We start from the raw sequence: 19929 nt of genomic DNA on the forward strand, positions 1-19929 counted from the left end.
AACAGTGGAGCTAGTAGATGGCAACTATCAACCAGCTGGTACGTCAGCCGCGTAAGCGTATCGTCGAGAAATCCGACGTGCCTGCGCTGCAGAACTGCCCGCAACGTCGTGGCGTATGCACCCGTGTGTATACCACCACGCCGAAAAAACCTAACTCGGCACTGCGTAAAGTATGCCGTGTGCGCCTGACCAACGGTTTCGAGGTTTCCTCGTACATCGGCGGTGAAGGCCACAACCTGCAAGAGCACAGCGTGGTACTGATCCGCGGCGGTCGTGTAAAAGACTTGCCAGGTGTTCGTTACCACACCGTACGCGGCTCCTTGGATACTTCCGGCGTTAAAGGTCGTAACCAGGGTCGTTCGAAGTACGGTACCAAGAAGCCTAAGTAGTAGCGGCTTTTTGTAAAACTGAATCATCTTATTTTCTGAGTCGATAAGAGTAAGGTCGGAGGCGTCCCGAAAGGGCACCGATTCCGAGCGAACCTGAAGACCGTTTGAGGGCTTATCCATGCCAAGAAGACGCGTAGCAGCCAAGCGCGAAGTGCTTGACGATCCAAAATACGGAAGCCAAATTCTGGCCAAGTTCATGAACCACGTGATGGAAAGCGGCAAGAAAGCCGTTGCCGAGCGTATCGTTTATGGCGCGCTGGAAAAGGTTAAAGAACGCAAGAACAGCGACCCCCTGGAAATCTTCGAGAAAGCTCTCGACGCCATCGCTCCGCTGGTCGAAGTGAAGTCGCGCCGTGTAGGCGGTGCTACTTACCAGGTTCCGGTTGAAGTTCGTCCGTCCCGTCGTAACGCCCTGGCAATGCGCTGGTTGGTAGACTTCGCCCGTAAGCGCGGCGAGAAGTCTATGGCTCTGCGTTTGGCCGGCGAACTGTTGGACGCTGCTGAAGGTAAAGGTGCTGCTGTTAAGAAGCGTGAAGACGTGCACCGTATGGCTGAAGCCAACAAAGCTTTCTCGCACTACCGCTTCTAATTTTAGCTTCACTAATTTTGCGAGGGCTTTATGGCTCGTACTACTCCGATTAGCCGCTACCGTAACATCGGTATCGTCGCTCACGTGGATGCTGGTAAAACCACCACCACCGAGCGCGTACTGTTTTACACCGGCAAAAGTCACAAGATGGGCGAGGTGCATGATGGCGCCGCGACCACAGACTGGATGGTTCAGGAGCAGGAGCGTGGTATTACCATTACTTCTGCTGCCATTACCGCCTTCTGGAAGGGTTCCGAGAAGCAGTACAAAGATGAGCACCGCTTCAACGTAATCGATACCCCGGGCCACGTAGACTTCACCATTGAAGTTGAGCGTTCCCTGCGCGTACTCGACGGCGCTGTCGTTGTGTTCTGCGGTACCTCGGGTGTTGAGCCACAGTCGGAAACCGTATGGCGTCAAGCCAACAAATACGGCGTTCCACGTCTTGTTTACGTAAACAAGATGGACCGTGCCGGTGCGAACTTCCTGCGCGTGATCGGTCAGATCAAGCAGCGCTTGGGTCACACCCCGGTGCCAATCCAGTTGGCTATCGGTTCCGAAGATAATTTCCAGGGTCAGATCGATCTGTTGACCATGGAAGCTGTCTACTGGAACGATGCCGACAAAGGTATGGTTCCTGTTCGCAAGCCTATCCCTGCTGAACTGCAGGAACTGGCTGACGAATGGCGCAACAACATGGTTGAAGCTGCGGCCGAAGCCAACGAAGAGCTGATGAACAAGTACCTCGAAGGTGAAGAACTCACCAACGTGGAAATCAAGGCCGCTCTGCGTCAGCGTACTATCGCTGGCGAAATCGTCCTGGCTGTTTGCGGTTCCTCGTTCAAGAACAAGGGCGTTCCCCTGGTTCTCGATGCTGTGATCGACTACCTGCCGGCACCGGTTGATATTCCTGCCATCAAGGGTACTGACCCGGATGACGAGACTATCGAGCTGGAGCGTCATGCAGACGACGCAGAACCGTTCTCCGCTCTGGCATTTAAAATTGCCACCGACCCATTCGTGGGTACCTTGACCTTCGTCCGCGTTTACTCGGGCGTGTTGAACTCCGGCGACGGCGTGATCAACTCGGTTAAAGGCAAGAAAGAGCGCGTGGGTCGTATGGTGCAAATGCACGCAAACGCCCGTGAAGAGATCAAGGAAGTACGCGCTGGTGACATCGCGGCCTTGATCGGCATGAAGGACGTCACCACCGGTGAAACCTTGTGCAACGCTGACAAGCCAATCATCCTGGTTCGCATGGACTTCCCGGAGCCGGTTATTTCGGTTGCCGTTGAGCCAAAGACCAAGGATGACCAGGAAAAAATGGGTATCGCTCTGGGCAAGCTTGCTCAGGAAGATCCATCTTTCCGCGTCAAGACTGATGAAGAGACTGGTCAAACGATCATCTCCGGCATGGGCGAGCTGCACCTGGACATCCTGGTTGACCGGATGCGCCGTGAGTTCAACGTCGAAGCCAACATCGGTAAGCCTCAGGTTTCCTATCGTGAGCGCATCACGAAGAACTGTGAAATCGAAGGCAAATTCGTTCGTCAGTCCGGCGGTCGTGGTCAGTTCGGTCACTGCTGGATCCGTTTTGCTCCTGCTGACGAAGGTCAGGAAGGTCTGCAATTCGTGAACGAAGTAGTAGGTGGTGTTGTTCCTAAGGAATACATCCCTGCTATCCAGAAGGGTATCGAAGAGCAGATGAAGAACGGTGTTGTTGCCGGCTATCCGCTGATCGGCCTGAAAGCAACCGTTTTTGACGGTTCTTACCACGACGTCGACTCCAACGAGATGGCGTTTAAGGTGGCTGCCTCCATGGCAACCAAGCAACTGGCCCAGAAGGGCGGTGGTGAGTTGCTTGAGCCAATCATGGCGGTAGAAGTTGTTACACCTGAAGACTATATGGGTGATGTCATGGGCGACCTTAACCGTCGTCGCGGCATGATCTTGGGTATGGAAGACACGGTTTCCGGCAAAGTGATTCGCGCCGAGGTTCCGTTGGGTGAGATGTTCGGTTATGCGACCGACGTTCGCTCCATGTCCCAGGGTCGCGCAAGCTACTCTATGGAATTCAAAAAATACAACACAGCTCCGGCGCACATCGCTGAAACTGTATCCAAAAAACAAGGCTGATTCAGTCCTTTAGGCAAGGAGTTAATTGTCGTGGCTAAAGAAAAATTTGATCGTTCCCTACCGCACGTCAACGTTGGCACCATCGGTCACGTTGACCACGGTAAAACCACTCTGACTGCTGCTCTGACTCGCGTTTGCTCCGAAGTATTCGGTTCCGCAATCGTTGATTTCGATAAAATCGACAGCGCACCAGAAGAGAAAGCTCGTGGTATCACCATCAACACCGCGCACGTTGAATACAACTCGCTGATCCGTCACTACGCTCACGTTGACTGCCCAGGTCACGCTGACTATGTGAAGAACATGATCACCGGTGCTGCCCAGATGGACGGCGCAATCCTGGTTTGCTCGGCCGCTGATGGTCCGATGCCACAAACCCGTGAGCACATCCTGCTGTCCCGTCAGGTTGGCGTTCCGTACATCGTGGTTTACCTGAACAAGGCTGACCTGGTAGACGACGCTGAGCTGCTGGAACTGGTTGAGATGGAAGTGCGCGACCTGCTGAGCACTTACGACTTCCCAGGTGACGACACTCCGATCATCATCGGTTCTGCTCGTATGGCTCTGGAAGGCAAAGACGATAACGAAATGGGCACCACGTCCGTTCGTAAACTGGTTGAGACTCTGGACAGCTACATCCCAGATCCAGTCCGTGTTATCGACAAGCCGTTCCTGATGCCAATCGAAGACGTATTCTCGATCTCCGGTCGCGGTACTGTTGTAACTGGTCGTATCGAGCGCGGTATCGTCAAGGTTCAAGATCCACTGGAAATCGTTGGTCTGCGTGACACTACCGTCACCACCTGCACCGGTGTTGAAATGTTCCGTAAGCTGCTCGACGAAGGTCGTGCTGGCGAGAACTGCGGCGTTCTGCTGCGTGGTACCAAGCGTGACGACGTTGAGCGTGGCCAGGTTCTGGTCAAGCCAGGTTCGGTTAAGCCGCACACCAAGTTCGAAGCTGAAGTGTACGTGCTGAGCAAAGAAGAAGGCGGCCGTCACACTCCGTTCTTCAAAGGCTACCGTCCACAGTTCTACTTCCGTACTACCGACGTAACTGGTAACTGCGAACTGCCGGAAGGCGTAGAAATGGTAATGCCAGGCGACAACATCAAAATGGTTGTCACCCTGATCAAAACCATCGCTATGGAAGACGGTCTGCGTTTCGCAATCCGTGAAGGCGGCCGTACCGTTGGTGCTGGCGTTGTAGCTAAAATCATCGAGTAATTATCTCTTCTGAGATAGCTCTGATGTTTTGAAAAGGCCCCCGCTCAGCGGGGGCCTTTTTTATTGGGTTGACACCTATCAGGGCCGTCTATAGAATTGCGCCTCCTTTTAACGGGCGTATTGCGCTCGCTGGGAATAGCAGCCGGAGTCTGAAATCCAATGCAAAATCAGCAAATCCGTATCAGGTTGAAGGCTTTTGACCATCGCCTGATCGACCAATCCACCCAGGAAATCGTGGAAACCGCGAAACGTACTGGTGCTCAAGTGCGTGGTCCAATTCCACTGCCTACCCGTAAAGAGCGGTTCACCGTTCTGGTCTCCCCGCACGTCAACAAAGACGCGCGTGACCAGTACGAGATCCGCACTCATAAGCGCGTACTGGACATCGTCCAGCCAACGGATAAAACCGTTGATGCACTTATGAAGCTTGATCTGGCGGCCGGTGTGGAAGTACAGATCAGCCTCGGCTAAGACTTGGGTCTTAGTCGTGTAACGCTCTGAAATGGGCGGCCATAGCGGGTGAAAGCCCCGTACACTCATGAGGTTTACAACATGACTATTGGTGTAGTCGGTCGTAAATGCGGTATGACCCGTATTTTCACCGAAGAAGGTGTCTCCATTCCGGTCACGGTCATTGAGATCGAACCGAATCGCGTCACCCAGTTCAAAACTGAAGAAACCGATGGCTATCGTGCAGTGCAAGTCACTGTCGGCGAGCGTCGTGCTTCGCGCGTGACTGCTGCTCAAGCAGGTCACTTCGCTAAAGCAAACGTTGCAGCTGGTCGCACCGTCATGGAGTTCCGTCTTGAAGACGGCGACTACCAGGCTGGCGATCTGATCAACGCTGAAATCTTCGCCGCTGGTCAACTGGTTGATGTAACCGGTCAGTCCAAGGGTAAAGGCTTCCAGGGTACGATCAAGCGTTGGAATTTCCGTGGTCAAGACAACACTCACGGTAACTCCGTTTCCCACCGCGTCCCGGGCTCTATTGGCCAGTGCCAGACTCCTGGTCGTGTATTCAAGGGCAAAAAAATGTCCGGTCATATGGGCGCTGAGCGCGTGACCGTGCAGTCCCTCGAAGTAGTGCGCGTCGACGCTGAACGCAATCTGTTGTTGGTCAAGGGTGCTGTTCCTGGCGCTACTGGCGGCAACCTGGTTGTACGTCCAGCGGCCAAGGCTCGCGGTTAAGGGGAAGCTGACATGCAATTAAATGTAAATGACGCTCAAGCGATCGAAGTTTCCGAACTGACATTTGGCGGCGAATTCAACGAGACGCTCGTTCACCAAGCAGTCGTGGCCTACATGGCCGGCGGCCGTCAAGGTAGCAAGCAGCAAAAGACCCGTTCCGACGTACGTGGTGGCGGTAAGCGCCCTTGGCGTCAGAAAGGCACTGGCCGTGCTCGTGCCGGTACTATCCGTAGCCCAATCTGGCGTGGCGGCGGTACCACTTTCGCAGCTCGTCCACAGGATCACTCGCAGAAGCTCAACAAGAAGATGTACCGCGCAGCACTGCGCTCCATCCTTGCTGAACTCGTGCGTACCGATCGTCTGGTCGTGGTTCAGGACTTCGCTGTTGAAAGTCCAAAAACCAAAGAACTGCTGGGCAAACTGACCAACATGAGCCTGACCGACGTTTTGATCGTGTCCGAAGCTGTTGATCAGAACCTGTACCTGGCTGCTCGCAACCTGCCACACGTTGATGTACGTGACGTGCAAGGTTCCGATCCAGTTAGTCTGATCGCATACGACAAGGTGTTGATCACCGTGTCGGCCGTGAAGAAATTCGAGGAGCTGCTGGGATGAACCAGGAACGCGTATTTAAAGTTCTGCTTGGCCCGCACGTTTCCGAAAAGGCTACGGTTCTGGCTGACAAGAAAGGCCAGTTCGTTTTCAAGGTTGCAACTGACGCAACCAAGCTGGAAATCAAGAAGGCCGTCGAAAGCCTGTTCAGCGTGAAAGTAGAGCGTGTTACTACCCTGAATGTTCTGGGTAAGAGCAAGCGCACTGCTCGCGGTCTGGGCAAGCGTAATGACTGGAAGAAGGCGGTTATCTCCCTTCAGCCAGGCCAAGATCTCGATTTCAGCAGCAGTGCTGAGTAAGGAAGGGGTGCATCATGGCAATCGTTAAATGCAAACCGACTTCCCCTGGCCGCCGTTTTGTGGTCAAGGTGGTCAACCAGGAGCTGCATAAAGGCGCTCCTCACGCACCGCTGCTCGAGAAAAAATCGAAGACTGGTGGTCGTAACAACAATGGTCGCATTACCACTCGTCACATCGGTGGTGGCCATAAGCAGCATTATCGTCTGGTCGATTTCCGTCGCAACGACAAAGATGGCATCTCCGCCACTGTCGAGCGTATTGAATACGATCCAAACCGTACTGCTCACATCGCTCTGCTGCTGTACGCAGATGGCGAGCGTCGCTACATCATCGCCCCTAAAGGCGTGAGTGCTGGCGACCAGCTGATCGCAGGTGCCTTGGCACCGATCAAGCCGGGCAACGCTCTGCAACTGCGCAACATTCCAGTTGGTAGCACCGTACACGGCATCGAATTGAAGCCAGGTAAAGGCGCGCAAATCGCTCGTTCCGCTGGTGCTTCGGCTCAGCTGATCGCTCGTGAAGGTGTCTACGTGACCCTGCGTCTGCGTTCTGGTGAGATGCGTAAAGTGCTGGCTGAATGCCGTGCGACCCTGGGCGAAGTCTCGAACTCCGAGCACAGCCTGCGTTCGCTGGGTAAAGCTGGTGCCAAACGCTGGCGTGGCGTTCGCCCAACCGTTCGTGGTGTTGCCATGAACCCGGTTGACCACCCACACGGTGGTGGTGAAGGTCGTACCTCTGGTGGTCGTCATCCGGTATCGCCATGGGGCTTCCCGACTAAGGGCGCGAAGACTCGTGGTAATAAGCGTACCGACAAAATGATCGTCCGTCGTCGCAAGTAAATAGAGGGATACGACAGTGCCACGTTCTCTGAAAAAAGGTCCTTTTATTGATCTTCACCTACTGAAGAAGATCGAAGTGGCGGCGGAAAAGAACGATCGCAAACCAGTTAAAACCTGGTCGCGTCGTTCGATGATCCTGCCACAAATGGTCGGTTTGACCATCGCAGTACACAACGGTCGTCAACACGTCCCAGTTCTCGTTAACGAAGACATGGTCGGCCACAAACTGGGCGAGTTTGCCGGTACCCGCACTTATCGTGGGCACGTGGCAGACAAGAAAGCCAAGCGTTAAGGGGTTAGGAAATGGAAGTAGCCGCTAAGTTGTCGGGCGCTCGAATCTCCGCCCAGAAAGCCCGCTTGGTCGCCGACCAGATCCGCGGGAAGAAGGTGGGCGAAGCGCTCAACCTGTTGGCTTTCAGCAGTAAGAAAGCCGCCGAGATCATGAAGAAAGTGCTGGAGTCGGCCGTAGCCAACGCCGAGCATAACGAAGGCGCAGACGTTGATGACCTTAAAGTCAGCACCGTTTTCGTCAACGAAGGGCGTTCGCTGAAGCGAATCATGCCACGTGCCAAAGGCCGTGCTGATCGCATCGTCAAGCGGTCTTGCCATATCACTGTCAAGGTTGCTGACAAGTAACGGAGTCGAAGAGATGGGTCAGAAAGTACATCCCATTGGCATTCGCCTGGGAATCGTCAAGGAACACACCTCCGTCTGGTACGCAGACGGCCGGACTTATGCGGACTATTTGTTCGCTGATCTGAAGGTGCGTGAGTATCTCCAAGACAAACTAAAAAGCGCGTCCGTAAGCCGTATCGATATCCATCGCCCGGCGCAAACCGCACGTATCACCATCCACACCGCTCGTCCAGGTATCGTTATCGGGAAGAAAGGTGAAGATGTTGAGAAACTGCGTCAGGACCTGACCAAGCAAATGGGTGTGCCTGTGCACATCAATATCGAAGAGATCCGCAAGCCGGAGCTCGACGGTATGCTGGTTGCGCAGAGCGTAGCTCAGCAGCTGGAGCGTCGTGTAATGTTCCGTCGCGCTATGAAGCGCGCTGTACAGAACGCTATGCGCATTGGTGCCAAAGGCATCAAAATCCAAGTGAGCGGTCGTCTCGGCGGTGCTGAAATCGCACGTACTGAATGGTATCGCGAAGGTCGTGTGCCACTGCACACCCTGCGTGCCGACATCGACTATGCCAACTACGAAGCTCACACCACTTACGGTGTGATCGGTGTAAAGGTTTGGATCTTCAAAGGCGAAGTAATTGGTGGTCGCCAAGAAGAACTGAAACCACAAGCACCAGCGCCTCGTAAAAAAGCTGCTAAGTAAGGGGTACGCCAAATGTTGCAACCTAAGCGTACGAAGTTCCGCAAGCAGATGACAGGCCACAACCGTGGTCTGGCTCAGCGCGGTAGCAAAGTCAGCTTCGGCGAGTTCGCGCTGAAGTCTGTAGCTCGTGGTCGTCTCACCGCTCGTCAGATCGAGTCAGCGCGTCGTGCTCTGACCCGTCACGTAAAACGTGGCGGCAAGATCTGGATCCGTGTATTCCCGGACAAGCCGATCTCCAAAAAACCTCTCGAGGTTCGTATGGGTAAAGGTAAGGGTAACGTGGAATACTGGGTAGCCCAGATTCAGCCAGGCAAAGTCCTGTATGAAATCGAGGGTGTAACTGAAGAGCTGGCGCGTGAGGCTTTTGCCCTGGCTGCTGCAAAGCTGCCGCTCGCCACCGCCTTTGTTAAACGGACGGTGATGTGATGAAAGCGAATGAACTTCGTGAAAAATCCGCACAGCAGCTGAACGAGCAACTGCTCGGCCTGCTGCGCGACCAGTTCAATCTGCGTATGCAGAAAGCAACTGGCCAGTTGGGGCAGTCTCATCTGCTCTCGCAAGTTAAGCGTGACATCGCTCGCGTGAAGACTGTGCTCAACCAGCAGGCAGGTAAGTGATCATGGCTGAAGCCGAAAAGACTGTCCGTACGCTGACTGGCCGTGTTGTCAGCGACAAGATGGACAAAACCATCACCGTTTTGATCGAGCGTCGCGTTAAGCACCCGATTTACGGTAAATATGTTAAGCGTTCGACTAAGCTGCACGCGCACGACGAAACCAATCAGTGCCACATCGGCGACAAAGTCACTATTCGTGAAACTCGTCCGCTGGCCAAGACCAAGTCTTGGGCACTGGTTGATGTTCTCGAACGCGCTGTGGAAGTCTAAGGACTAGGGGTCGGAGAAATTATATGATTCAGACTCAATCCATGCTCGATGTGGCCGATAACAGCGGCGCTCGCCGCGTTATGTGCATCAAGGTGCTGGGTGGCTCCCATCGTCGTTACGCTGGTATCGGTGACATCATCAAGGTTACCGTCAAGGAAGCAATTCCTCGCGGTAAAGTGAAAAAAGGCCAAGTGATGACTGCTGTTGTAGTCCGCACTCGTCACGGCGTACGCCGTGCTGATGGCTCCATTATCCGCTTTGATGGCAACGCTGCTGTTCTTCTGAACAACAAGCAAGAGCCTATCGGCACCCGTATCTTTGGGCCAGTGACCCGTGAACTTCGTACTGAGAAGTTCATGAAGATCGTCTCGCTCGCCCCAGAAGTGCTGTAAGGAGATCCGACATGCAAAAGATTCGTCGTGACGACGAGATCATCGTGATCGCCGGCAAAGACAAAGGTAAGCGCGGTAAGGTGCTTAAGGTTCTCGCTAATAACCGTCTGGTTATCGGTGGTCTGAACCTGGTCAAGCGTCATACCAAGCCTAACCCGATGTCGGGCGTGCAAGGCGGTATCGTCGAAAAAGAAGCTCCATTGGACGCTTCTAACGTCGCCATTTTCAACGGCGAAACCAACAAGGCTGACCGCGTTGGTTTCAAAGTAGAAGATGGCAAGAAAATTCGTGTCTTCAAGTCGACCCAAAAAGCGGTTGATGCTTGAACACTGCTAGGTAGAAGACCATGGCACGACTAAAAGAGATTTACTGGAAAGAAATCGCACCGAAACTTAAGGAAGAACTTAAGCTTTCGAACGTGATGGAAGTTCCACGCGTTACCAAAATCACCCTGAACATGGGTTTGGGCGAAGCGGTCGGTGACAAAAAAGTCATCGAGCACGCTGTTGCTGACCTGGAAAAGATCACCGGTCAAAAAGTCGTTGTGACTTACGCTCGGAAATCCATCGCAGGCTTTAAAGTCCGCGAAGGCTGGCCGATCGGCGTCAAAGTGACTCTGCGCCGTGAGCGTATGTACGAATTCCTGGATCGTCTGCTGTCGATCTCCCTGCCTCGGGTCCGCGACTTCCGCGGCCTGAATGCCAAGTCCTTCGATGGTCGTGGTAACTACAGCATGGGCGTGAAAGAGCAGATCATTTTCCCGGAAATCGACTACGACAAGATCGATGCTCTCCGCGGTCTGGACATCACCCTGACCACCACTGCCAAGAACGATGATGAAGGTCGCGCCCTGTTGCGTGCTTTCAAATTCCCGTTCCGCAACTGATTGGAGTAGGACCATGGCCAAGATGAGCATGAAAAACCGCGAGCTGAAACGTCAGCTCACGGTTGCCAAGTACGCCAAGAAGCGTGCAGCACTGAAAGCAATCATCGTTGATCTGAACGCAAGTCCAGAAGCGCGTTGGGAAGCTACAGTTGCTCTGCAGAAGCAGCCACGTGACGCAAGCGCTTCGCGCATGCGTAACCGCTGCCGCCTGACCGGTCGTCCACACGGCGTTTACCGCAAGTTCGGCCTCGGCCGTAACAAACTGCGTGAAGCGGCAATGCGTGGTGACGTACCAGGTCTGGTTAAAGCCAGCTGGTAAGTACTTTCAACGTCAAGGTGGTCGGTTTCGCAAGATACTGACCGCCGGTGGCCTTGAATCTGGAACAAGCCCCTTTTGGGGCTTGTTTCATTTCCGGACTGTGTCTAAAATACGCGGCTCGCCTGAGCCCGTGTTTTTTACGCTCGGAAGATTCTCGGCGACATATGTAGCCGCAAGGCTAATTTTTTTGTATTAGGAGCGTCTAGCCCATGAGTATGCAGGACCCGTTAGCGGACATGCTAACTCGTATCCGTAATGCCCAGATGGCTGAAAAGTCCGTCGTAAGCATGCCATCTTCCAAGTTGAAGGTAGCTGTTGCCAAAGTCCTGAAAGACGAAGGCTACATTGCGGGTTATCAGATCAGCAGCGAAATCAAGCCACTGCTGTCCATCGAGCTGAAGTACTTCGAAGGCCGTTCGGTCATCGAGGAAGTGAAGCGCGTTAGCCGTCCAGGCCTGCGTCAGTACAAGTCCGCTGAAGATCTGCCGAAAGTTCGTGGCGGTCTGGGCGTGTCTATCGTCTCCACCAACAAAGGTGTGATGACGGATCGTGCTGCGCGCGCTGCCGGTGTCGGCGGCGAAGTTCTTTGCACTGTGTTCTAAGGGGGGATAAGCATGTCTCGCGTCGCTAAGAACCCCGTTAAGCTGCCAGCCGGTGTCGAAGTCAAATTCGCAGGCCAACAGCTTTCGGTGAAGGGTGCCAAGGGCACTCTTGAACTGAACATCCATTCGTCCGTTGAGATCGTTGAAGAAGCTGGTGAGCTGCGTTTCGCTGCTCGCAATGGCGATCAACAAACTCGCGCAATGGCCGGTACCACGCGTGCGTTGGTAAACAACATGGTCCAAGGCGTAAGCCAAGGCTTCGAGCGTAAGCTCCAGCTGGTCGGTGTTGGTTACAAAGCGCAAGCAAAAGGCACGGTTTTGAACCTGGCCCTTGGCTTCTCGCACCCAGTGGATTACGAACTGCCGGAAGGCATCACCGCTGAGACCCCTAGCCAAACCGATATCCTGATCAAGGGCATCGATAAGCAGCTGGTAGGTCAGGTGGCCGCTGAGATCCGCGACTTCCGTCCACCAGAGCCGTACAAAGGCAAAGGTGTGCGCTACGCGGACGAAGTCGTCCGTCGTAAAGAAGCCAAGAAGAAGTAGGGCATAGCAAATGACCGACAAAAAAGTTACTCGACTGCGTCGCGCTCGCAAAGCACGCCTGAAAATGCACGAACTCGAAGTCGTGCGTCTCTGCGTGTATCGCTCGTCGCAGCACATCTACGCCCAGGTCATCTCGGCCGACGGCAACAAAGTCCTGGCAAGCGCCTCGACTTTGGATAAAGAACTGCGTGATGGTGCCACCGGCAACATCGACGCGGCCACAAAGGTTGGCCAGCTGGTCGCTACACGTGCTAAGGCCGTGGGCGTCTCGCAAGTGGCTTTCGACCGCTCTGGCTTCAAGTACCACGGCCGCGTTAAAGCGCTGGCTGATGCTGCTCGTGAAGCTGGGCTGGAGTTCTAAGTTATGTCAAATAACGACCAAAAGCGCGACGAAGGCTACATTGAGAAGCTGGTTCAAGTTAACCGCGTAGCCAAAACCGTTAAAGGCGGCCGTATCTTCACTTTCACCGCGTTGACCGTGGTGGGTGATGGTAAAGGGCGTGTTGGCTTCGGCCGTGGCAAGTCACGTGAAGTGCCTGCTGCGATCCAGAAGGCAATGGAAGCTGCTCGTCGCAACATGATCCAGGTTGATCTGAACGGCACTACCCTGCAGTACGCAATGAAGTCTGCCCATGGCGCTTCGAAGGTGTACATGCAGCCTGCTTCTGAAGGTACCGGTATCATCGCTGGCGGCGCTATGCGTGCTGTCCTCGAGGTTGCTGGCGTTCAGAACGTTCTGGCCAAGTGCTACGGCTCGACTAACCCGGTAAACGTGGTTCACGCCACTTTCAAGGGTTTGAAAGCTATGCAATCTCCTGAGTCCATCGCTGCCAAGCGTGGCCTGACTGTGAAGGAGATCTTCTGATCATGGCTACCGTTAAAGTAACGCTGATCAAAAGCATGACCGGCCGCATTCCTAACCACAAACTGTGCGTTAAGGGTTTGGGTCTGCGTCGCATCGGTCACACTGTAGAAGTCCAGGATACTCCCGAGAATCGCGGGATGATCAACAAGGCTTACTACATGCTGCGTGTAGAGGGTTAATCGATGAAACTCAATGATCTGAGTCCAGCGCCGGGTTCCCGTCGCGAAAAGCATCGTCCGGGCCGTGGTATCGGTAGCGGTTTGGGTAAGACTGGTGGCCGTGGCCACAAAGGTCAGACCTCCCGCTCCGGTGGCACCATCGCTCCAGGCTTTGAAGGCGGTCAACAGCCGCTGCATCGTCGCCTGCCTAAGTTCGGTTTCGTATCCCTGAAAGCCATGGACCGCGCAGAAGTGCGTCTGTCCGAGCTGGCTAAAGTGGAAGGCGACATCGTTACTGTGCAGACCCTGAAAGATGCCAACGTGATCAACGTCAACGTACAGCGTGTGAAAATCATGCTGTCCGGTGAAGTGACTCGCGCTGTCACTATCGGCAAGGGAATCGGCGCCACCAAAGGTGCGCGTTCGGCTATCGAAGCAGCTGGCGGCAAGTTCGAGGAATAAATGGCTAAGCAAGGTGCTCTCTCAGCGCTCGGCAAAGGCGGTATGTCTGAACTTTGGGCTCGTCTGCGTTTTCTGTTCCTGGCGATTATCGTCTACCGAATAGGCGCACACATCCCGGTTCCAGGTATCAACCCGGACCGACTCGCAGACCTGTTTCGACAGAATGAGGGGACCATTCTTAGCTTGTTCAACATGTTTTCCGGCGGCGCGCTGGAACGGATGAGCATCTTTGCACTGGGGATCATGCCGTACATTTCGGCATCGATCATCATGCAACTGATGACCGCCGTCAGCCCGCAGCTGGAGCAGTTGAAGAAGGAAGGTGAAGCTGGCCGTCGCAAGATTAGCCAGTACACCCGCTACGGCACTGTCGTCCTCGCTCTGGTTCAAGCTATCGGCATGTCCGTTGGCCTGGCAGGGCAGGGCGTTGCGTTCACTGGTGACTTTGGCTTCCATTTCGTCGCGGTATCCACGTTTGTGGCTGGTGCGATGTTCATGATGTGGCTGGGTGAGCAGATTACTGAGCGTGGTGTTGGTAACGGTATCTCGATGTTGATTTTCGCAGGTATCGTCGCCGGTCTTCCGAGAGCAATTGGGCAGTCTTTCGAGTCTGCGCGTCAGGGGGATATCAATATCTTCGCCCTGGTTGCTATCGGTTTGCTGGCAGTAGCGATTATCGGTTTTGTGGTGTTCATTGAGCGTGGTCAGCGTCGTATTGCTGTTCACTACGCCAAGCGTCAGCAGGGCCGTAAGGTGTTTGCTGCGCAGACCAGCCACTTGCCGCTGAAGGTGAATATGGCCGGCGTTATTCCGGCAATTTTCGCGAGCAGCATCTTGCTGTTTCCGGCTTCGTTGGGTACCTGGTTTGGTCAGTCTGAAAATATGGGCTGGCTGCAGGACCTCTCTCAGTCGATCGCTCCTGGTCAGCCGTTGAATATTCTGCTGTTTAGTGCAGGGATTATTTTCTTCTGCTTCTTCTATACGGCGTTGATGTTCAATCCGAAAGACGTAGCGGAAAACCTGAAGAAGTCCGGTGCCTTTATTCCGGGTATTCGTCCGGGTGAGCAGTCTGCGCGCTACATTGATGGCGTTCTGACTCGTTTGACCCTGTTCGGTGCTCTATATATGACGGCCGTCTGTTTGCTTCCCCAGTTCCTGGTGGTTGCGGCAAACGTTCCGTTCTACCTTGGCGGGACCTCGTTGCTGATCGTGGTCGTGGTTGTGATGGACTTCATGTCCCAAGTACAATCGCACCTCGTTTCGCACCAGTACGAATCCCTGATGAAGAAAGCCAACCTGAAGGGCTACGGCAGCGGCATGTTGCGCTGAGTACCCCATAAGGTTCGAGGAGTTGGTGATGAAAGTTCGTGCATCGGTGAAAAAGCTGTGCCGTAACTGCAAGATTATTCGCCGCGAAGGTGTTGTTCGAGTAATTTGCAGCGCGGAACCGCGTCACAAACAGCGCCAAGGCTGAGTGTGATCCGCTTGAAGCCCGGCAGCTAGTGCGCTGCCGGGTTGATTATTTGTTATTACAGCGATATTATCTCGCGCCCTATTTCTTGGCTTCCGGGGCGTAGGTAGCTGTCAATTGGAGTCCCACTGAATGGCCCGTATTGCAGGCGTTAACATTCCAGATAACAAGCACACTGTTATCTCGCTGACCTACATCTATGGTGTTGGTCGCACTACTGCGCAGAAAATTTGCGCAGACACTGGGGTAAACCCAGCCGCAAAGATCAAGGATCTGAGCGACGAGCAGATTGAGCTGTTGCGTGGCGAAGTGGCGAAGTTCACCACTGAAGGTGACCTGCGTCGCGAAATCAACATGAAAATCAAGCGTTTGATGGACCTCGGTTGCTACCGTGGTCTGCGTCATCGTCGTGGTCTTCCAGTGCGCGGTCAGCGTACCAAGACTAACGCGCGTACCCGTAAAGGTCCGCGTAAGCCGATCCGCAAGTAATCGCCCACGCGAATCGACAGGAAAATTATCATGGCAAAACCTGCTGCTCGTCCTCGTAAAAAAGTTAAAAAGACAGTGGTTGATGGCATCGCCCACATCCATGCTTCTTTTAACAACACAATCGTGACCATCACCGACCGTCAAGGTAACGCGCTTTCTTGGGCTACCTCCGGTGGTTCGGGTTTCCGCGGTTCCCGCAAGTCCACCCCGTTTGCTGCTCAAGTAGCTGCTGAACGAGCTGGCCAAGCTGCGCTGGAATACGGCCTGAAAAACCTCGACGTTAACGTCAAAGGTCCAGGTCCAGGTCGTGAGTCTGCTGTCCGTGCTTTGAACGGCTGTGGCTATAAGATCGCCAGCATCACCGACGTGACGCCAATCCCGCACAACGGGTGCCGTCCGCCGAAGAAGCGCCGCGTGTAATCCAGGAGATTGTAAAGAATGGCTCGTTACATTGGTCCAAAATGCAAACTCGCTCGTCGTGAAGGCACCGATCTCTTCTTGAAGAGCGGCGTGCGCGCGATCGAATCGAAGTGCAACATTGAAGCAGCACCTGGTATCCACGGCCAACGCCGCGGTCGCCAGTCCGATTACGGCACCCAACTGCGTGAAAAGCAGAAGGTCCGTCGTATCTACGGCGTTCTCGAGCGTCAGTTCAGCGGCTACTACAAAGAAGCTGCTGGCAAGAAAGGTGCAACCGGTGAAAACCTGCTGCAACTGCTCGAATGCCGTCTGGACAACGTTGTATACCGTATGGGCTTTGGTTCGACTCGCGCCGAATCCCGTCAGCTGGTATCGCACAAATCCGTCAGCGTAAACGGCCAAACCGTTAACGTACCGTCTTACCAGGTTCGTGCTGGTGACGTGGTCGCGATTCGCGAGAAAGCAAAAAACCAACTTCGCATTGTCCAAGCTCTCGATCTGTGTGCCCAACGTGGCCGCGTAGAATGGGTAGAAGTAGACACTGAGAAGAAGTCGGGCGTTTTCAAGAACGTTCCTGCTCGCAGTGATCTGTCCGCCGACATCAACGAAAGCCTGATTGTCGAGCTCTACTCCAAGTAAGGGCTAGAAAATAGGTGCATCCATGCAGATTTCGGTAAATGAGTTCCTGACACCCCGCCACATTGATGTGCAGGTTGTCAGTCCAACCCGCGCTAAAATTACTCTCGAGCCTCTCGAGCGTGGTTTTGGCCACACCCTGGGCAACGCGCTGCGCCGCATCCTGTTGTCCTCAATGCCCGGCTGTGCAGTAGTCGAGGCCGAGATTGACGGTGTGCTCCACGAGTACAGCGCCATCGAAGGTGTACAGGAAGACGTAATTGAAATCCTGTTGAACCTTAAAGGTCTGGCTATCAAGCTGCACGGCCGTGACGAAGTTACGCTGACCTTGTCGAAGAAGGGTTCGGGGGTGGTTACCGCTGCCGATATTCAGCTGGATCATGATGTCGAGATCGTTAATCCCGATCACGTAATCGCTAACCTGGCGTCTAACGGCGCCCTGAACATGAAGCTCACCGTAGCTCGTGGTCGTGGTTATGAACCGGCCGACTCGCGTCAGAGCGATGAAGACGAAAGCCGCAGCATTGGTCGCTTGCAGCTTGACTCTTCGTTCAGCCCGGTTCGCCGTATCGCATACGTGGTGGAAAACGCCCGTGTCGAGCAGCGTACTAACCTGGACAAGCTGGTTATTGATCTGGAAACCAACGGTACTCTGGATCCTGAAGAGGCTATCCGCCGCGCTGCAACCATTCTGCAACAGCAGTTGGCTGCGTTCGTCGACCTCAAGGGTGACAGCGAACCAGTGGTAATCGAGCAGGAAGACGAGATCGATCCGATCCTGCTTCGCCCGGTTGACGATCTGGAACTGACTGTACGTTCGGCTAACTGCCTTAAGGCGGAAAACATCTACTACATCGGCGACCTGATTCAGCGTACCGAAGTAGAGCTGTTGAAGACTCCGAACCTTGGCAAGAAATCCTTGACTGAAATCAAGGACGTTCTGGCCTCCCGCGGTCTGTCCCTCGGCATGCGCCTCGACAACTGGCCGCCTGCAAGTCTTAAGAAGGACGACAAGGCGACTGCCTGATCGTCGTAATCACCGAACGTGAGTTTGGTAAGGAATGAACCATGCGTCATCGTAAAAGTGGTCGTCACCTGAGCCGTACCAGCTCGCACCGCAAGGCCATGTTCCAAAACATGGCGGTGTCGCTGTTCGAGCACGAGCTGATCAAAACTACACTGCCGAAAGCTAAAGAACTGCGTCGCGTTGCTGAGCCGCTGATCACTTTGGCCAAGACAGACAGCCTGGCTAACCGCCGTTTGGCTTTCGACCGTACTCGTTCGAAAGCTATCGTTGGTAAGCTCTTCAACGACCTGGGCAAGCGTTATGCTACCCGTGAGGGTGGCTACCTGCGCATCCTCAAGTGCGGCTTCCGCACTGGCGACAACGCGCCTATGGCGTACGTCGAGTTGGTTGATCGTGCTACTGCCGGCGAAGCTGTAAGCGCCGAGTAACACGACAGTCTGCAACGAAGAACCGGGCCTGGCGCCCGGTTTTTTGTGCGCGTAATAAAAGCGCATTAGGTCCAGGTTTCCCGGGGACGCTGGGCGAGATGGACGTTGGCTCGGTTGGTAGTAATTTTCTATTGAAGCCTACAATTTAATAAATTTGTAGGTGTCATGTTGTTGATTGATACTCCCTCCAAGCCGATTAGCCGGCAGTTCCAAGCCAGACCTGAGGAAATTGCGCATGAGCCAGAATAAAGTCCTTACCACCGCCAGCGGTGCACCCGTTGCGGATAATCAGAATTCCCGTTCTGCCGGCCCCCGTGGCCCGCTGCTGCTCGACGACTTCCACCTGATCGAGAAGCTCGCTCACTTCAACCGTGAAAATATTCCGGAGCGCCGTGTACACGCCAAAGGTTCGGGCGCCTACGGTACGTTCACCGTCACCCGAGACATCACTCAATACACCAGCGCCAAGCTGTTCGAGTCAGTGGGTAAGCAAACCCCAACGTTCCTGCGGTTCTCCACTGTAGGTGGTGAGCGCGGTTCGGCTGACACTGAGCGCGACCCACGCGGCTTCGCCTTGAAGTTCTATACCGAGGAAGGCAACTGGGACATCGTTGGCAACAATACGCCTGTGTTCTTCATCCGTGACCCGCTGAAATTCCCGGATTTCATCCACACCCAAAAGCGTCTGCCGCAGAGCAACCTGAAAAGCGCACAGATGATGTGGGACTTCTGGTCGCACTCCCCAGAGGCGCTGCACCAGGTCACCATCCTGTTCTCGGACCGTGGCATCCCTGATGGCTACCGCCACATGCACGGCTTCGGCAGTCACACCTACAGCCTGATCAACGCCAACGGCGAGCGTCACTGGGTGAAATGGCACTACAAGACCAAGCAAGGCATCAAGAACCTGGCGCCGGCTGAAGCTGCGCGCCTGGCGGGTACCGATCCTGACTATGCCCAGCGCGATCTGTTTGGCGCCATTGAACGTGGTGATTTCCCAAAATGGCGCGTTTGCATCCAGATCATGACCGAGGCTCAAGCGAACGCTCACTACGAAAACCCGTTTGACGTCACCAAGACCTGGTCGCAAAAAGAATTCCCTCTGATCGAGGTGGGCGAACTGGAACTCAACCGCAACCCGCAGAACTACTTCGCCGAAGTGGAACAGGCCGCGTTCGGCCCAAGCAATATGGTTCCAGGCGTTGGCCTGTCGCCGGACCGTATGCTGCAAGGTCGCGTCTTTGCCTACGCAGATGCTCACCGGTACCGTGTTGGCACCAATCACCAGCAACTGCCGGTGAATGCTCCACGTAACCCGGTCAACAGCTACCAGCGTGACGGTTCGATGGCCTTTGGCAGTAATGGTGGCGCTGCGCCTAACTACGAGCCAAACAGCTACGCCGATGCGCCAAAGCAGGCGCCACAGTATGCGGAGCCTGCACTGGCCTTGAGCGGCGCGGCTGATCGTTACGATCACCGCGAAGACACTGATTACTACAGCCACGCCGGTGCACTGTTCCGCTTGATGAATGACGAGCAGAAAGCGCTGCTGACCAGCAACATCGCCGGTGCGATGGGCGGTGTTTCCAGTGATGTGGTCCAGCGTCAGTTGCAGCATTTTTACAAAGCGGATCCCGCTTATGGAGAAGCAATCGCAAATGCACTGGGTGTATCGCTTAACTGACTCTAAACGATAAGCAGAACCGCCCTCATTTGGGCGGTTTTTGCGT

The 19929-nt window shown here is 54.5% G+C and carries 33 protein-coding genes; all 33 read left to right on the plus strand.

The window, feature by feature from the left end; translation table 11 throughout:
• Window positions 1-17 precede the first annotated feature (17 nt).
• Window positions 18-389, plus strand: coding sequence for a 30S ribosomal protein S12 (rpsL, locus tag BFP93_RS00910; protein WP_002555494.1), 372 nt, complete (start codon window positions 18-20; stop codon window positions 387-389).
• 118 nt (window positions 390-507) lie between these two features.
• Window positions 508-978: a 30S ribosomal protein S7 gene (gene rpsG / locus BFP93_RS00915; RefSeq protein WP_002555493.1), complete on the plus strand. Its 471-nt coding sequence runs from the start codon at window positions 508-510 to the stop codon at window positions 976-978.
• A 30-nt stretch (window positions 979-1008) separates the two neighbouring features.
• Window positions 1009-3114 (plus strand): elongation factor G, encoded by a 2106-nt coding sequence (fusA, locus tag BFP93_RS00920; protein WP_015886136.1) that lies wholly within the window; start codon window positions 1009-1011, stop codon window positions 3112-3114.
• 30 nt (window positions 3115-3144) lie between these two features.
• Window positions 3145-4338 carry an elongation factor Tu gene (tuf, locus tag BFP93_RS00925; RefSeq protein WP_003176426.1) on the plus strand — a complete coding sequence of 398 codons (1194 nt, stop codon included), beginning with the start codon at window positions 3145-3147 and terminating at the stop codon, window positions 4336-4338.
• A gap of 159 nt (window positions 4339-4497) precedes the next feature.
• On the plus strand, window positions 4498-4809 hold the full coding sequence (gene rpsJ, locus BFP93_RS00930) for a 30S ribosomal protein S10 (protein WP_003186070.1): 312 nt from the start codon (window positions 4498-4500) through the stop codon (window positions 4807-4809).
• Between the two features lie 81 nt (window positions 4810-4890).
• Window positions 4891-5526, plus strand: a complete 636-nt coding sequence (gene rplC, locus BFP93_RS00935; RefSeq protein WP_003194649.1) for a 50S ribosomal protein L3 — start codon at window positions 4891-4893, stop codon at window positions 5524-5526.
• A 12-nt stretch (window positions 5527-5538) separates the two neighbouring features.
• Window positions 5539-6141: a 50S ribosomal protein L4 gene (gene rplD / locus BFP93_RS00940; protein ID WP_057014518.1), complete on the plus strand. Its 603-nt coding sequence runs from the start codon at window positions 5539-5541 to the stop codon at window positions 6139-6141.
• Window positions 6138-6437, plus strand: coding sequence for a 50S ribosomal protein L23 (gene rplW, locus BFP93_RS00945; protein ID WP_002555488.1), 300 nt, complete (start codon window positions 6138-6140; stop codon window positions 6435-6437). Before rplD ends, rplW begins: the two co-directional genes overlap by 4 nt.
• A 14-nt stretch (window positions 6438-6451) precedes the next feature.
• Window positions 6452-7276 (plus strand): 50S ribosomal protein L2, encoded by an 825-nt coding sequence (gene rplB, locus BFP93_RS00950; RefSeq protein ID WP_003176423.1) that lies wholly within the window; start codon window positions 6452-6454, stop codon window positions 7274-7276.
• Window positions 7277-7292: 16 nt separating this feature from the next.
• A complete protein-coding gene (gene rpsS, locus BFP93_RS00955; RefSeq protein WP_002555486.1) occupies window positions 7293-7568 on the plus strand; it encodes a 30S ribosomal protein S19 in 276 nt (91 codons plus the stop codon).
• An 11-nt stretch (window positions 7569-7579) separates the two neighbouring features.
• On the plus strand, window positions 7580-7912 hold the full coding sequence (gene rplV / locus BFP93_RS00960) for a 50S ribosomal protein L22 (protein WP_003103908.1): 333 nt from the start codon (window positions 7580-7582) through the stop codon (window positions 7910-7912).
• A 13-nt stretch (window positions 7913-7925) separates the two neighbouring features.
• On the plus strand, window positions 7926-8612 hold the full coding sequence (gene rpsC / locus BFP93_RS00965; RefSeq protein WP_003176422.1) for a 30S ribosomal protein S3: 687 nt from the start codon (window positions 7926-7928) through the stop codon (window positions 8610-8612).
• Window positions 8613-8624: 12 nt separating this feature from the next.
• Window positions 8625-9038, plus strand: a complete 414-nt coding sequence (rplP, locus tag BFP93_RS00970) for a 50S ribosomal protein L16 (protein ID WP_003232424.1) — start codon at window positions 8625-8627, stop codon at window positions 9036-9038.
• Complete coding sequence (gene rpmC / locus BFP93_RS00975; RefSeq protein ID WP_002555481.1) at window positions 9038-9229, plus strand: 50S ribosomal protein L29; 192 nt, start codon at window positions 9038-9040, stop codon at window positions 9227-9229. The genes rplP and rpmC overlap by 1 nt, the downstream gene beginning before the upstream one ends.
• Before the next feature lie 2 nt (window positions 9230-9231).
• Window positions 9232-9498, plus strand: a complete 267-nt coding sequence (gene rpsQ / locus BFP93_RS00980) for a 30S ribosomal protein S17 (protein ID WP_003176419.1) — start codon at window positions 9232-9234, stop codon at window positions 9496-9498.
• Window positions 9499-9521: 23 nt separating this feature from the next.
• The gene (gene rplN, locus BFP93_RS00985) at window positions 9522-9890 is read left to right on the plus strand and encodes a 50S ribosomal protein L14 (RefSeq protein WP_002555479.1); all 369 of its coding nucleotides are present in this window, start codon (window positions 9522-9524) and stop codon (window positions 9888-9890) included.
• Window positions 9891-9901: 11 nt separating this feature from the next.
• Window positions 9902-10216: a 50S ribosomal protein L24 gene (gene rplX, locus BFP93_RS00990; RefSeq protein ID WP_003176416.1), complete on the plus strand. Its 315-nt coding sequence runs from the start codon at window positions 9902-9904 to the stop codon at window positions 10214-10216.
• Window positions 10217-10236: 20 nt separating this feature from the next.
• Window positions 10237-10776 carry a 50S ribosomal protein L5 gene (gene rplE, locus BFP93_RS00995; protein WP_003176415.1) on the plus strand — a complete coding sequence of 180 codons (540 nt, stop codon included), beginning with the start codon at window positions 10237-10239 and terminating at the stop codon, window positions 10774-10776.
• 13 nt (window positions 10777-10789) lie between these two features.
• The gene (rpsN, locus tag BFP93_RS01000; protein ID WP_003176414.1) at window positions 10790-11095 is read left to right on the plus strand and encodes a 30S ribosomal protein S14; all 306 of its coding nucleotides are present in this window, start codon (window positions 10790-10792) and stop codon (window positions 11093-11095) included.
• A 209-nt stretch (window positions 11096-11304) separates the two neighbouring features.
• On the plus strand, window positions 11305-11697 hold the full coding sequence (gene rpsH / locus BFP93_RS01005) for a 30S ribosomal protein S8 (RefSeq protein ID WP_003176413.1): 393 nt from the start codon (window positions 11305-11307) through the stop codon (window positions 11695-11697).
• A gap of 12 nt (window positions 11698-11709) precedes the next feature.
• Window positions 11710-12243 carry a 50S ribosomal protein L6 gene (rplF, locus tag BFP93_RS01010; RefSeq protein ID WP_003176412.1) on the plus strand — a complete coding sequence of 178 codons (534 nt, stop codon included), beginning with the start codon at window positions 11710-11712 and terminating at the stop codon, window positions 12241-12243.
• Between the two features lie 10 nt (window positions 12244-12253).
• Window positions 12254-12604, plus strand: a complete 351-nt coding sequence (gene rplR, locus BFP93_RS01015; protein WP_017135964.1) for a 50S ribosomal protein L18 — start codon at window positions 12254-12256, stop codon at window positions 12602-12604.
• A 3-nt stretch (window positions 12605-12607) separates the two neighbouring features.
• Window positions 12608-13108: a 30S ribosomal protein S5 gene (rpsE, locus tag BFP93_RS01020; RefSeq protein WP_003176409.1), complete on the plus strand. Its 501-nt coding sequence runs from the start codon at window positions 12608-12610 to the stop codon at window positions 13106-13108.
• 2 nt (window positions 13109-13110) lie between these two features.
• Entirely contained in the window at window positions 13111-13287 is a 177-nt protein-coding gene (gene rpmD, locus BFP93_RS01025) for a 50S ribosomal protein L30 (protein WP_003176408.1), read from the plus strand.
• Between the two features lie 3 nt (window positions 13288-13290).
• A complete protein-coding gene (rplO, locus tag BFP93_RS01030) occupies window positions 13291-13728 on the plus strand; it encodes a 50S ribosomal protein L15 (RefSeq protein ID WP_003176407.1) in 438 nt (145 codons plus the stop codon).
• Window positions 13729-15057, plus strand: a complete 1329-nt coding sequence (gene secY / locus BFP93_RS01035; RefSeq protein ID WP_003194637.1) for a preprotein translocase subunit SecY — start codon at window positions 13729-13731, stop codon at window positions 15055-15057.
• Between the two features lie 28 nt (window positions 15058-15085).
• Window positions 15086-15202 carry a 50S ribosomal protein L36 gene (gene rpmJ, locus BFP93_RS26930; protein WP_002555468.1) on the plus strand — a complete coding sequence of 39 codons (117 nt, stop codon included), beginning with the start codon at window positions 15086-15088 and terminating at the stop codon, window positions 15200-15202.
• Between the two features lie 129 nt (window positions 15203-15331).
• Window positions 15332-15688 (plus strand): 30S ribosomal protein S13, encoded by a 357-nt coding sequence (gene rpsM, locus BFP93_RS01040; RefSeq protein ID WP_003210063.1) that lies wholly within the window; start codon window positions 15332-15334, stop codon window positions 15686-15688.
• Window positions 15689-15718: 30 nt separating this feature from the next.
• On the plus strand, window positions 15719-16108 hold the full coding sequence (gene rpsK / locus BFP93_RS01045; RefSeq protein WP_002555466.1) for a 30S ribosomal protein S11: 390 nt from the start codon (window positions 15719-15721) through the stop codon (window positions 16106-16108).
• Between the two features lie 18 nt (window positions 16109-16126).
• The gene (gene rpsD / locus BFP93_RS01050) at window positions 16127-16747 is read left to right on the plus strand and encodes a 30S ribosomal protein S4 (protein WP_003210056.1); all 621 of its coding nucleotides are present in this window, start codon (window positions 16127-16129) and stop codon (window positions 16745-16747) included.
• Window positions 16748-16769: 22 nt separating this feature from the next.
• On the plus strand, window positions 16770-17771 hold the full coding sequence (gene rpoA / locus BFP93_RS01055; protein ID WP_003176403.1) for a DNA-directed RNA polymerase subunit alpha: 1002 nt from the start codon (window positions 16770-16772) through the stop codon (window positions 17769-17771).
• A 41-nt stretch (window positions 17772-17812) separates the two neighbouring features.
• The gene (gene rplQ / locus BFP93_RS01060; protein WP_007918448.1) at window positions 17813-18199 is read left to right on the plus strand and encodes a 50S ribosomal protein L17; all 387 of its coding nucleotides are present in this window, start codon (window positions 17813-17815) and stop codon (window positions 18197-18199) included.
• A 235-nt stretch (window positions 18200-18434) separates the two neighbouring features.
• Window positions 18435-19883 carry a catalase gene (locus BFP93_RS01065; RefSeq protein ID WP_065888413.1) on the plus strand — a complete coding sequence of 483 codons (1449 nt, stop codon included), beginning with the start codon at window positions 18435-18437 and terminating at the stop codon, window positions 19881-19883.
• Window positions 19884-19929: the final 46 nt, after the last annotated feature.

This window comes from Pseudomonas sp. 44 R 15 (assembly GCF_900004965.1).
Taxonomy (GTDB): domain Bacteria; phylum Pseudomonadota; class Gammaproteobacteria; order Pseudomonadales; family Pseudomonadaceae; genus Aquipseudomonas; species Aquipseudomonas orientalis_A.